Annotated in this window: 13 protein-coding genes; 3 read left to right on the top strand and 10 right to left on the bottom strand. The window is 32.6% G+C overall.

The window, feature by feature from the left end:
* Positions 1-145: 145 nt before the first annotated feature.
* The 4 genes from QZZ48_RS10515 to gap are packed head-to-tail and all read right to left on the bottom strand — an operon-like array spanning position 146 to position 3,972.
* Complete coding sequence (locus tag QZZ48_RS10515; RefSeq protein WP_294965406.1) at positions 146-1,030, bottom strand: enoyl-ACP reductase; 885 nt, start codon at positions 1,028-1,030, stop codon at positions 146-148.
* An 11-nt stretch (positions 1,031-1,041) separates the two neighbouring features.
* A complete protein-coding gene (locus QZZ48_RS10520) occupies positions 1,042-1,755 on the bottom strand; it encodes a triose-phosphate isomerase (protein WP_294965409.1) in 714 nt (237 codons plus the stop codon).
* Between the two features lie 3 nt (positions 1,756-1,758).
* Positions 1,759-2,961, bottom strand: coding sequence for a phosphoglycerate kinase (locus QZZ48_RS10525; protein ID WP_294965412.1), 1,203 nt, complete (start codon positions 2,959-2,961; stop codon positions 1,759-1,761).
* Between the two features lie 9 nt (positions 2,962-2,970).
* Positions 2,971-3,972 carry a type I glyceraldehyde-3-phosphate dehydrogenase gene (gene gap, locus QZZ48_RS10530; RefSeq protein ID WP_294965414.1) on the bottom strand — a complete coding sequence of 334 codons (1,002 nt, stop codon included), beginning with the start codon at positions 3,970-3,972 and terminating at the stop codon, positions 2,971-2,973.
* 76 nt (positions 3,973-4,048) lie between these two features.
* Here gap and nadD point away from each other — a divergent pair, with 76 nt between their 5' ends.
* Positions 4,049-4,582: a nicotinate (nicotinamide) nucleotide adenylyltransferase gene (gene nadD / locus QZZ48_RS10535; protein WP_294965415.1), complete on the top strand. Its 534-nt coding sequence runs from the start codon at positions 4,049-4,051 to the stop codon at positions 4,580-4,582.
* A 101-nt stretch (positions 4,583-4,683) separates the two neighbouring features.
* Entirely contained in the window at positions 4,684-5,028 is a 345-nt protein-coding gene (rsfS, locus tag QZZ48_RS10540; RefSeq protein ID WP_294965417.1) for a ribosome silencing factor, read from the top strand.
* Between the two features lie 20 nt (positions 5,029-5,048).
* On the opposite strand, the gene mltF is transcribed toward rsfS, so the two are convergent.
* The 5 genes from mltF to QZZ48_RS10565 all read right to left on the bottom strand — a co-directional run bounded on the left by mltF (position 5,049) and on the right by QZZ48_RS10565 (position 10,946).
* The gene (mltF, locus tag QZZ48_RS10545; RefSeq protein WP_294965418.1) at positions 5,049-6,503 is read right to left on the bottom strand and encodes a membrane-bound lytic murein transglycosylase MltF; all 1,455 of its coding nucleotides are present in this window, start codon (positions 6,501-6,503) and stop codon (positions 5,049-5,051) included.
* A gap of 20 nt (positions 6,504-6,523) precedes the next feature.
* On the bottom strand, positions 6,524-7,798 hold the full coding sequence (locus QZZ48_RS10550; protein WP_294965421.1) for an ArsS family sensor histidine kinase: 1,275 nt from the start codon (positions 7,796-7,798) through the stop codon (positions 6,524-6,526).
* A 64-nt stretch (positions 7,799-7,862) separates the two neighbouring features.
* Positions 7,863-8,525, bottom strand: coding sequence for a response regulator transcription factor (locus QZZ48_RS10555; protein ID WP_294965424.1), 663 nt, complete (start codon positions 8,523-8,525; stop codon positions 7,863-7,865).
* Positions 8,526-8,559: 34 nt separating this feature from the next.
* Positions 8,560-10,698, bottom strand: a complete 2,139-nt coding sequence (feoB, locus tag QZZ48_RS10560; protein ID WP_294965427.1) for a ferrous iron transport protein B — start codon at positions 10,696-10,698, stop codon at positions 8,560-8,562.
* A complete protein-coding gene (locus QZZ48_RS10565) occupies positions 10,695-10,946 on the bottom strand; it encodes a FeoA family protein (protein ID WP_294965429.1) in 252 nt (83 codons plus the stop codon). The genes feoB and QZZ48_RS10565 overlap by 4 nt, the downstream gene beginning before the upstream one ends.
* 258 nt (positions 10,947-11,204) lie before the next feature.
* Here QZZ48_RS10565 and QZZ48_RS10570 point away from each other — a divergent pair, with 258 nt between their 5' ends.
* Entirely contained in the window at positions 11,205-11,762 is a 558-nt protein-coding gene (locus tag QZZ48_RS10570; protein ID WP_294965431.1) for a CDP-alcohol phosphatidyltransferase family protein, read from the top strand.
* On the opposite strand, the gene QZZ48_RS10575 is transcribed toward QZZ48_RS10570, so the two are convergent.
* Positions 11,743-12,153 carry a response regulator gene (locus QZZ48_RS10575; RefSeq protein ID WP_294965433.1) on the bottom strand — a complete coding sequence of 137 codons (411 nt, stop codon included), beginning with the start codon at positions 12,151-12,153 and terminating at the stop codon, positions 11,743-11,745. The genes QZZ48_RS10570 and QZZ48_RS10575 overlap by 20 nt on opposite strands.
* Positions 12,154-12,365 lie beyond the last annotated feature (212 nt).

A 12,365-nucleotide genomic window follows, 5' to 3' on the forward strand; every position in this document is an offset into this window, starting at 1 on the left:
GAACTTGGTGGACTTGATTTACTTATTTTAAGCTCGGGAACTGGTGATTTAAACGAAACTTTAGACTTTACAATCGATAAAAAAATGATTGATTTAATCAGTTAACAAGAGTAGTAATTCTTGTTAACTTAGTAGAGTTTGTATATTAGTCTCTCATATCCCAGGAAAGAACAGTTTTGCCTTCTGGACTTGTCTCAGCAGCAGCCATACCCATAACATTGTATCCACTGTCAACATAGTGAATTTCTCCTGTAACAGCAGATGATAAGTCACTTAAAAGGTACATTGCAGAGTTACCAACTTGCTCAGTTGTAACATTTTTCTTTAGTGGTGAATTGATTTCATTCCAGTTAAGAATTTGTTTGAAATCACCAATACCTGCAGCAGCTAAAGTTCTAATCGGTCCTGCAGATATGGCATTTACTCTTTGACCTTTTTTACCAAGATCTACAGCCATATATCTTACAGTTGATTCTAGTGCAGCTTTTGCAACACCCATTACATTGTAATTTACAATGTATTTTGGTCCACCAAGGTATGAAAGAGTTAAAATAGAAGCGTCATCAGTTAAAACTGATTCTAAACGGTTTGTTAAATCAATAAGTGAATATACTGAAATATCCATAGCGATTTGAAAAGCTGATTTTGTAGTTTTTATAAAAGGTTCACTTAAAGCTTCTTTTGGTGCAAATGCAACAGAATGAACTAAAAAGTCAATCTTACCAAAGTCTTTCTCTATTAACTCAGCAATTCCTGCCATATGTTCTTCATTTGATACGTCTAGTTCATAAACTTTATCACAAACTTTTTCTTCTTTTCCATCTTTTTTTAATTGTCTATTTTCTTCTTTTTGTTCTTCTGTGAATTCAAGTTCAGTAGCGATAGGAACAACTCTTTTCTTAAGTGCATCATTTACAAATGTATATCCCATTTCAGCACCTTGCTCAGAACAAGCTTTCGCAATTCCATACGCTATTGATTTATTATTAGCAAGACCTACGATTAGACCTCTTTTACCTTTCATTATCATACATTTCTTCCTTAATTTTTATTTTCAATATTTTGTGCATATTCACACATTGCGCAAAAATGTTCTACATATAATGATGCACTTCCAACTAATACACCATCAACACTTTTGAGTGCTAAAACATCAGCTGCATTTGTAACTTTCACACTACCACCATATAAAAGTGGTGCAGGAGATTTTTTCTTTAAATCTTTATGAATAGCTTCAATATCTTCCAATGTTGGAGTTAAACCTGTCCCAATTGCCCAAACTGGCTCGTAAGCGATTATTAGATTATCATACTCTGCATCTATACCTTCGTATTGAGCTGAAATATATTCCATCATCGTATCATTACCAGCTTCTCTAACTTCTAAAGGCTCACCAATACAGTAAACTATTTTAAAACCAAGCTCTTTATAAAAGTTGAACTTTTTAACTAGTTCTTCTTGTGATTCACCTAATACATGGCGACGCTCACTATGTCCAATTAGAATAGTCTTAATAGCAAACTCATCTAAATGATCTGTACCTAACTCACCGGTAAATGCTCCATTTTGAGTTGCATATGCATTTTGAACACCGATAGTCACTTTTCCAGAATGTTCGTTAAGCGAAGATGCCGTTGGGAAAACTAAAACTTCTTGAGAATTATTATTTTCAATTAAAAAACTCTCTATATTCTCCACATACTCTTTTGTCTGTTTTCGAGTTAGATTTGTTTTTAAATTTGCAGCTATAATCATAATTTATGCCTCTTCTTCAATAATTAATTGAGCAACACCAGGAAGGATTTTGCCTTCTAAAAGTTCTAAAGAAGCTCCACCACCAGTAGAGATAAAACTCATCTCATCATCAACACCAACGCGTTGAACAAGGTCAGCTGTATCTCCACCACCAACTACTGTAGTAGCATAACTATCTGCAACAAAGTGAGCTATTTTACTAGAACCTCTTGCAAATTTATCCATTTCATAAACACCCATTGGGCCATTCCAAAGAATAGTTTGAACATCATTGAGACCTTCACGATATAGTCTAACAGATGCAGGTCCTATATCTAGTCCCATCCAGTTATCTGGAATCTCTTGTGATGTAACTATCTTACTTGCTGAATTTTCTGCAAATTTCTCAGCTGCTATAACATCTACTGGTAGGTAGAACTTAACACCGAGTTTTTTTGCTTCATCCATAACATGTTGTGCGTCATCTAAAAGGTCATCTTCTACTAGAGAAGCTCCAATGTTATAACCCATCTGCTTTAAAAATGTAAATGCCATACCGCCACCGATAAAAACTTTATCTACTTTTGGTAGTAAGTTTATAAGTGCTTCTAGTTTACCTGAGACTTTTGAGCCACCAACAATAGCAGCAAATGGACGAACAGGGTTATTGATAAGTTTACCAAAGAAACGTATCTCTTTTTCTAGTAAAAAACCAGCTGCTTTATGCTCAGTATCAAACAAGTGAGCTATCCCTTCAACCGAAGAGTGAGCGCGATGACTTACACCAAAAGCATCATTGATATAAATATCTGCCATTGAAGCAAGTTTTTTTGAAAACTCAACATCATTTTTTGTCTCACCAGCTTCAAAACGAAGATTTTCTAAAAGTAAAACTTCCCCGGATTTAAGCGCTGAAGATTTAGACATTGCATCTTTTCCAACAACATCTTTAGCCATTGCAACATCTCTTTTTAGTAGGTGCTGAATTCTTCTAGCTATTGGAACTAAAGAGTATTTCTCATCTACTTCACCCTTTGGACGACCAAAGTGTGATCCTAGAATAATTGCACAATCTTGATCTAAACAGTAGTTCATAGTCGCGATTGCAGAACGTATTCTTCTATCATCAGCAATATTTCCAAACTCATCCATAGGTACATTAAAGTCACATCTAATGAAAACTTTTTTGCCAGCTAAATCTAGTTTTTTTATATTTAACAGTTCCACGTGTATGTCCTATTTACTAATATGAAGAGCCATATCAAGTAATCTCATTGAATAACCCCACTCATTGTCATACCACGCCATTACTTTAACCATATCTCCACTAATTACCTGAGTTAAGTCTTCTGCAACGATTGAACTGTATGGGCATCCTACGAAGTCTTGAGAAACTCTCATCTCTTTGTCCATTAGTAAGATACCTTGTAATTTAGTATCTGCCATTTGATTAAGAACTGCAGTTACTTCTTCGATAGATGTTTGCTTCTTCACTACAACATTTAAGTCAACCATAGAAACATTTGGTGTAGGTACACGAACACTTTGTCCATGAAGCTTACCAACAAGTTGAGGCATTACAAGGCCAATTGCCTTAGCTGCACCAGTTGTAGTTGGGATCATATTTATAGCACCTGCACGAGCACGACGCTTATCTTTTAAATGCTTTACATCTAAAATATTTTGATCATTTGTATATGAGTGAATAGTTGTCATTAAACCTTTCTCAATTCCAAAAGCGTCATCTAAAACTTTTGCAACAGGACCAAGACAGTTTGTAGTACATGAAGCATTAGAAACCATTTTTTGACCATCATATAGCTCTTCATTAACACCTAAAACAAAGGTAGGAGTCTCTTTATCTTTTGCAGGAGCAGAGAAAAGAACTTTTTCTACACTATTATCAAGATGTACTTGAGCTGATTCTTGAGTTAAAAATACACCAGTACACTCTAAAACCATATCTGCACCATAATCTGCGAATGCTAGATTTTTTGGATCACGGTCATGAAATATTCTAACCTTTTTTCCATCTATGCTGATATTGTTTTCATCAAATTCAGCTATTTCACTTTGAAACGTTCCGTGAACTGAGTCATTCTTCAGTAAATAAAGCATCATATCCATTGTTGCCATATCATTTATAGCTACAATTTCTACATCACTTCTTGTAGCAGCTATACGAGCTACACAACGACCAATTCTACCAAATCCATTAATTGCTATCTTAAGTGCCATTATATTTCCTAAAATTAAATAAATTGTATTATTTTATCTAAAATAAGCTATAATTCGCTTTAAATTTGGGAACCATATGGAAACTATTGCACTATTTGGGGGATCTTTTGATCCACCACACATCGCTCATGAGGCAATTGTCAAGGCTTTACTAGATATAAAAGAGATTGACAAAATCATCGTCATGCCAACATTTTTAAATCCGTTTAAATCGCAATCTTTCGCACCTTCTGAGTTAAGACTTAAGTGGTTAAAAGAGATTTTTTACGATTATGATAATGTTGAGATATCTGACTATGAAGTATCTCAAGCCATGAAAGTGCCTACAATAGAAAGTGTGAAGTATCTTTTGAAAAAATATAAAAAGATATATCTAACTATAGGGGCTGATAATCTTGCAACTCTTCATAAGTGGGAAAATTACCATGAACTTCAAGAGTTAGTAACTTTTGTAGTTGCTACGAGAGAATCAGTAGAGATACCGAAGAACTTTATGAGGCTGAATGTAGATGTAGATATATCTTCAACTACTTTGAGACATATAATAGATAGAACAAAATTACCACAGAAATGTGCAGTTGAAATAGAAAAGTTTTATAAGAAGTTTTAAAACTTCTTTCTCACCCTAAGGTGTAGCTTTAGTGACTGAGTAAAGTATGGATTTATTCATAGTTTATGAGATTTAATTAACAATAATAATAAGGAAAAAAAATGCAAACAAGAATAGACAAGATTACTAATTCTTTAGACAAGAACAAAGCTGAAGCAATAGAGGTTTTTGACCTAAGACAAAAGAATTACTTCGTAGAGTACGCAATTATAGCTTCATCACTTGGTAGTAAACATACAAGCGCTTTACTTAACCACCTTAAAGATGATTTAAAGCCAGGTGAAACATTTAACAATGTTGATGAAAGTGGAGACTGGATTGTTGTTGATTTAGGTGATGTACTTATTCATATTATGACTCCTGAATACAGAGTAAAATATGATATGGAAAGTTTTTTAACTGCTCTTTCTACTGGTAAAGAGGGTGAAGATTCTCAATCTCTTTAATCTATATTTAGAGACTTAAACTACTTTTTTGTAGTTTTAGTCTCTTTTATAACTTTTACTTCATTATCTTCTTCATCAATATTTTCTAAAATATCTCTATAATCATAAATTGAATCAACATATCTAACAGGCTCACTTCCCCTTGCATATCCATGTTTAAGTGTTTGATAATATCTTTTTTGAGAAAGAAGAGGTAAAGCTCTTTTGAGATCATTCCAATAATTCTGATTTAAACCCATTCTTTTACTTAAGGTCTGAGCATCTTTAATATGTCCCATTCCTACATTATAAGCTGCTAATGCAAATTTAAGGCGATCTTCTCCTTGAACTTCCTTAGGAACGTTTTTTATCATCTGATTTAAGTGTCTAGTTCCACCTTTAATACTTTGTGAAGGGCTTAGACGATTTTTTACACCAAGAAGTTTTGCAGTTCTTCGAGTAAGCATCATTAAACCTCTAACTCCTGTAAAGCTTTTTGCCTTTGGATTCCAGTGAGATTCCTGATATGACTGAGCAGCTAAGAGAGACCATGGTATACCATACTGAGTACCATATTTATCAAAATATTTTTTATATTTAGGAAGTCTTGATTTTACGCGTTTATAGAACATTTTATTATTGTAATAATCAAAAAATAGAACATAACTGTAGTAGTGATCTTTAAGTTGAGCTAGTTTGCCACTCTGGTTATAACTATTAAACCAAGAGTACATATCTGATTCTAATTCGCTTGAACCTTCTGCTAAAACCCATGCTAACTGTTCTCTCTCGCTTATAACAAATGCGGATGCAATACGAGGAAAATATCTTTGGTTAAGTGCATAGATATTGGAATCTGCAATAGTACAATCTATCTCATGAGATGCAACTTGTGCTAAAAGTTCTTCTGTTGAAGATTCTGCATCAAAAGTTGCATTTATATCATAACCCTCTTTTTGAAGAGATATTATTGTATCTCTATAACTAGTACCCTCACCTATACTAATTTTGAGTCCCGCTAAACTATCTGTATCTCTTGGGAATTTTCCAGATCCAAGCATCCCACGATTACATATAACTTGTTCTTGAACTTCAAAATAGGATGGTCCAAAGTTAAAGATTTTTTCCCTAGCTTTTGTCTTAGCCAAAGATGCAGAGGTGATGTGGATTTGGGGTAATTTAGAAAATTCTATTGCTTCTTTAATTGTGTTTGCAGTAGTTATATTTAAAGTAGCACCAAGATGCTGAGCATAAGCATAAAGCAAATCATACTCAAAACCTTGTGCCCCATCTGTCCCTATATAGTAAGTAGAAGGTGCATTTAATAAAACAACATTAAGAATCTTTATCTTTTTTATCTCATCCAAAATAGATGGTTTTTCTATTCTATTACCTGGTTTATAGGCACTGTGACTAAGCCAACCGAAAGTAAAAAATGAAAATGCAAAAAAAACAGCAAGAATTACTCTAATATTTTTATCTATCTTATTCATCATATCAGTTTACTGACAAATACTTATGCAAAAATAAAACGATTGACACCATTATCATACTCATGGGCTAAGATTTCTTCATGTACTTTAAGTATAGAGTCAACAAGATAAAGACCTAAACCAAAACTATTTTTTGATGGATTCTCTTTTGTAAAAGGCTCTATATAGTATTGTAAAGGGTTAGCTAAACAATCACCTTTGCTTTCAAAACATAACTCATCATTCATTATTAAAATCTTTACATGAGCATCTGGAGAGTATTTAATCCCATTATCAATCATATTTTTAATAGCAGTAGTATATAGCCTATAATTAGCCATCAATTTTACACTAGCATCTACATCTATAGTTACACTACTTCTCTCCACCATGGCCATATCCATTGCACCATCGATAATGTCAATTAGTCTATACTCTTTAAAATTACTCTTATCATTTATACTCGTAACCTCTTCTATAAGAGCGAACTCTTCTACTAAAGATTCTAATCTACCAAATATAGAGCAAAATCTATCTCTTTGTTTTAAAGTAGGAAGCATCTGAGTAGCGATAGTTCCTTTAGCAATAGGAGTTTTTAACTCATGCATGATATTTCTTAAAAAGAGTGTTCTAGACTCTAAAAGTGAATTTATTTTCTCTCTTGTTGATTCAAGTTCATTTGATACAAGTGCAATTTCATCATATCCAGATGTTTTAAATGATACATTCATATCTCCATTTCCAAAAAGTGCAATCTTTTTTCTTAAACGAATTAGAGGTCTAAGTCTTTGTAAAATTAATATAAATGAAATACTAATTATTAAAATAATTGTTAGGTACGAATATGCAACAAAGTAGTATGTATATGGTTTTAATTCTTCATCTTGAATAAGCACAGTCCCAATTGGTGATTCAATATAAAAATAAATAATTTTATGTAGTTCAATCATAGATATTCTAAGGTCACGAACAACTCTTTGAGTATAAAAACCTTTATTATTAAGCATAATTGCTTCATCAACTCTTTTAAAGTTTTTACCTTTTAAAAGTTTTGCATTTTTTAAAATTGCTCTTCTTTCGTCTTTATCTTCTTTAATGAGAAATTTATAGACTGCCAAGTTTGCTTCGAGCATTATCTGAGAAGTTTTTTTCTGAAGATGTTCACGATATATTTGAGTGATTGTTTCGTGTTTTGAAAATATATGTTCTATGTATTGATGTTTATTTAGTTTGTTAAACTCTAAAAACACTGCACTAACGCTTATTAGGGTTACCCCTAATGCAAAAAGTACAGTTATAAAAAAGGCATTTTTACGCAATATTTATCTCCTTAGCAGAGAAAGTAATTTCTTTGCGAATTTCTCTTAGTAAAGCTTAACAAAGCTATTTAAGTAGTTTATACCCAACACCGCGAACGGATTCAATAAGAGTTTTATCACCTAATTTGTTTCTAATTCTTCCAACCATAACATCTATACTCTTATTTGAAGAGTCTTCATTTATAGCATTTACATTATGAATTAAATCTTCACGTGATACTACAAGACCTTGTTTTGCAATCATGTATGCAAGTATTCCAAATTCTGCATTTGTCAAATCAATGTTTCTACTCTTATACGTAATCATCATAGATGATGTGTCGCATTTAAAATCACTTTTTGATTCTTCTTTTGCTTCTGATTTTGCTGCATATCTTCTAAGAACAGAGTGAATTCTAGCTTCTAGTTCTCTTGGATCATAAGGTTTTGGTAAATAATCATCAGCACCAAGTTCAAGTGCTTTAATCTTATCTGTAACATCACTTCTTGCTGAAGATATGATGATAGGTATATCTTGTCTCTCTCTAATAGCTTCACAAACTTCTAATCCGTCCATACCAGGAAGTGTTAAGTCTAAAATAACTAAATCAAAATTTTCTAACTTTAATATGCTTACTGCTTTAAAAGGGTCATCTTCTGTAATAACCTCAAACTCAAACTGCTCAAGATACTCAGTAAGTATCTCTGCAAGTTCTAAGTCATCTTCAATCATTAATATTTTTTTCATGACAAAATTCTAACCAAGATATACTAATAGCTGGTTAAGTTAGCACCAAAGCTATATTGTAAGCGATAAATGATAGGGCATAAGCTATTATCGATGTAAAGGCGAAGAGGTAAAAGAAGTACTTTATACCACCTGCTTCACGAGTAAAGACAATAGATGCAGCAAGACAAGGTAGATAAATCATAATAACCACTATAAATGCTACAGCAGATGCAAAAGATATATTTTTACTAATTGCTGTAATGAGAGAATCATTCTCTTCATCAACATCTTCACCTAAGGAGTAAAGTACACCAAGAGTAGATACAACTACTTCCTTAGCCGCTAAACCCGTTTGAAGTGCAACGCTCATCTTCCAGTCAAAACCAAGAGGTGCAAAAACAGGCTCTGAGAATTTTCCTATAGTTCCTAAGTAACTTTGTTCTAAATAAGCCTCAGCAAACTTATTTGAGAGAGCATTTTTTTCATCTTCGGATGCAGCCATCTCAATTTTTGTAGCATACTCTTCTTCTAAAACTAAGTTATGAGGATAGTTACTTAAAAACCAAATCAGAATAGATGCAGCGGCAATAAAAGTACCAGCTTTTTTTAGGTACATCATTGTTTTTGTTAAAACTGTGTGCCAAATAAGTTTAACTGAGGGAAGTCTATACTTTGGCATCTCCATAACAAATGGCTCATCGGCTCCTTTAAATGCAGTTAGTTTTAAAATTTTTGCTGCTATAAGACCGATTATTGCTCCACCAATATAAATAGCAAAAAGTACATTACCAGCCATTTCAGGAGAGAAAAATGCACCTGCAAAAAGTACATAAACAGGAAGTCTAGCTCCACAACTCATAAAACCGATGATAAATAGAGTCAGTAGTCTATCACGGTCATTTTTTAGGATTCTTGCACTCATGTAAGCAGGAATAGAACAACCAAAACCTGAAACAAGTGGGATAAATGACTGTCCATGCATTCCAAACTTATGAAAAAAACCATCAAGTAAGAAAGCAACTCTAGACATATAACCTGTACTCTCAAGTAGTGCTATACCTATAAAAAGTATGATAATATTTGGAACAAAGAGAATAACCGCCCCAACACCTGCAATAATACCATCAACAACAAGAGAGCGAACATCATCATTTGGTATCGTAGCGCCTACAGTATCACCAAACCAGCCAAAAAATGCATCTATCCAGTCCATTGGAATTGAACCAATTTCAAATGTTAATTGAAAAAGTCCCCACATAAAAAATAAAAATATTGGGATTCCAAAGAATGGATGAATCAAGATATTATCTATCTTTTGAGTCATAGTTATTTCTTCTTTAGAAACCTCTTGTTTTACAACTTCAGCGATTATACCTCTATTATAAGATGCATACTCTTCAGCAAAAGACTCTTTTATATCATCACTGTCATGATGTAGTTCCACATGTTTTAATGCCTCTACTAAAATAGGCTGAAGCTCTGTCCAAACAGGGTTATTATGAATTTTCTCATACGTTCTTTTATTGTTTTTTAAAAGATTTATCGCGATGTTTCTATGTGAATTTTTTGCTTCATATCTATGTTTATCTAGATACCACACTATTTGAGCTATCTCTTCTTCAACTGGCTCACTAAAAATTAACTTTGGTTCTTGTGCATCTATTTCTTGTACTGATATCACTGCATCTAAGAGTTCTTCTATCCCAACTTTTGTAACTGCTGAAACTTTCACACAAGGGATTCCAAGAAGTTCAGACATATAAGAAGCATTAACTTCTATACCCTCTTTATCCGCCTCATCACTCATATTTAAAGCAATTACAATATCTTTACTCATGCTCATTAACTCAGAAGTAAGTTGAAGGTTTTTTTCTAAGTTTGTAGAATCTACTACATTGATAATTAAATCATAATCATCATCGCAAAGATAGTTATGAGTTACTCTTTCTTCTATTGTGTAATCTGTAAAAGCGTAAGTTCCAGGAAGATCTACAACTGTAAAATGGTACTCTTTATAGTCAAAAAGAACCTCTGTTTTATCAACAGTAACACCAGAAAAATTTCCTACATGGAGATGTGCATTTGACACAGAATTGATAAGCATACTCTTGCCTACATTAGGTTGTCCAACAAGAGCTACTTTTATATGTTTAGCTATTATAGGACAAGCTTTTTCATCTACTTTCTTCATATTTTTTCAACCTCTATTAGTGCAGCTTCTTTTGCTCGAAGTGCGATTCGCATCTTGCCAACCTTGATTTCCATAGTACTCTTTGCTGGAGAATGTTCAAGGATTTCTATTATAGAGCCTTTCATTATTCCAAAAGAGATTAGTCTCTGTTTTAAATCAGTTGGAGCATGTAACTTTATAACTTTTAATTTGCAGTTTTTTTGACAATCTTTTAATTGGCAATTTTGACAGTCTATTAATGTTTTCATATTTCAATTCTTTTTATATTTTTTATAATGCTAATAATATCATTATTAATAGTGTTTAAAACTTCTTCTTAAATCAGTCTTATTAAACAATTTTAGAAATGATAATAAATATCAACTTAAAGATCTCTTAACAATGATAAAAGTTATCATTATTAAATAAACATTTATTTGACATTCTACTATATTAACTAAGATAATAAATTGATTAATCGCATGATAAGAGATATAATTACATCAAAACTTTACTCAAGGTAATATATGAAATTTTTATACCAAGCAACTTCTCACTTTAATCTAGCAAACCTTTTTACTTTTGTAAACATTACAGCTGGTCTTCTTGCGACTTACTTCATCACTCAAAACAATTTTATTTTAGCAATTTTTCTTGCATGGATTGGTGGCGCTTTTGATATATTTGACGGTAAGATTGCCAGAAAATACAACTTATCAAATGAGTTTGGTGTTCAACTAGATAGTTTTGCAGACTTTTTAAGTTTTGTATTAGTCCCTGTATTTTTAATATTTCAAGCAGTTTATGCAACATCTCTTTCTGTAAGTTTAATGATACTTGCGGCTATTGTTAGCATCTACTATGTTATTTCAGGCCTAAGAAGACTAATTCACTTTAACATTCATACAGATGCAGGAGAAGTGGATAAGTACTTTACAGGAGTCCCTACTCCACTTGGAGCTATCTTACTTTGGTTGGTTTATCTTACTCATGCTTATGAAATTTTACCAGCAATTGTAGTTATTGCTCTAATGGTAATCATTGGATGGAGTCTTAACTCTAAGGTTAAAGTTCCTCATCCATAGACTCTTGTTTAAGCCACTTACTTAGTGCCTTTTTAAGAAATTCTCTATCTAATGGTTTAGCAAGGTAGTCACTCATTCCAGCTGCTAAACACTTTTCTCTATCTCCATGCATTGCATTTGCCGTCATAGCGACTATTGGTATTTCCATATAGATATAGCCTGCTTCTTTAGCTCTTATCGCTTTAGTTGCATCATAACCATCAAGTTCTGGCATCTGACAGTCCATAAAAATAAGATCATATTTTTTCTTAGAATTATTTAAAATATCTAAGGCTTCAAGTCCATTATTTGCAATATCTGCTTCAAGTCCAAAATCTTCTAACATTCCATTCGCTACTAATTGATTTGTAAAATTATCTTCAACAAGAAGTATATTTTTATCAAAAGTCATTTCCTGTTCTTCATTTTGAGTTGATGAAAGATCTATACTTTCTTTAGTGTGAAATAGAGTATCAAGAGCAGAAAAAAGATCTTTTGTTGTAGCAGGTTTTGGAAAAAATCTATCTGGAATGTCCCCTATAAACTAGACAATTACTAAACCAGTAAAAACCTACATTTTTGAAGACTTTAAATTATACCTTCTTTCAAACTCATTTGGTGAAA

The sequence above is a fragment of the Sulfurimonas sp. genome, assembly GCF_016744025.1.
In the GTDB taxonomy this organism is placed as follows: domain Bacteria; phylum Campylobacterota; class Campylobacteria; order Campylobacterales; family Sulfurimonadaceae; genus Sulfurimonas.

Bases quoted from the DNA above. Each gene is read 5' to 3' on its own strand.
- QZZ48_RS10565 (WP_294965429.1), bottom strand. From the start codon at position 10,946: ATGAAAACATTAATAGACTGTCAAAATTGCCAATTAAAAGATTGTCAA.
- QZZ48_RS10555 (WP_294965424.1), bottom strand. From the start codon at position 8,525: ATGAAAAAAATATTAATGATTGAAGATGACTTAGAACTTGCAGAGATA.
- QZZ48_RS10575 (WP_294965433.1), bottom strand. From the start codon at position 12,153: ATGACTTTTGATAAAAATATACTTCTTGTTGAAGATAATTTTACAAAT.
- feoB (WP_294965427.1), bottom strand. From the start codon at position 10,698: ATGAAGAAAGTAGATGAAAAAGCTTGTCCTATAATAGCTAAACATATA.
- rsfS (WP_294965417.1), top strand. From the start codon at position 4,684: ATGCAAACAAGAATAGACAAGATTACTAATTCTTTAGACAAGAACAAA.
- gap (WP_294965414.1), bottom strand. From the start codon at position 3,972: ATGGCACTTAAGATAGCAATTAATGGATTTGGTAGAATTGGTCGTTGT.
- QZZ48_RS10570 (WP_294965431.1), top strand. From the start codon at position 11,205: ATGAAATTTTTATACCAAGCAACTTCTCACTTTAATCTAGCAAACCTT.
- nadD (WP_294965415.1), top strand. From the start codon at position 4,049: ATGGAAACTATTGCACTATTTGGGGGATCTTTTGATCCACCACACATC.
- QZZ48_RS10515 (WP_294965406.1), bottom strand. From the start codon at position 1,030: ATGATAATGAAAGGTAAAAGAGGTCTAATCGTAGGTCTTGCTAATAAT.
- mltF (WP_294965418.1), bottom strand. From the start codon at position 6,503: ATGATGAATAAGATAGATAAAAATATTAGAGTAATTCTTGCTGTTTTT.
- QZZ48_RS10520 (WP_294965409.1), bottom strand. From the start codon at position 1,755: ATGATTATAGCTGCAAATTTAAAAACAAATCTAACTCGAAAACAGACA.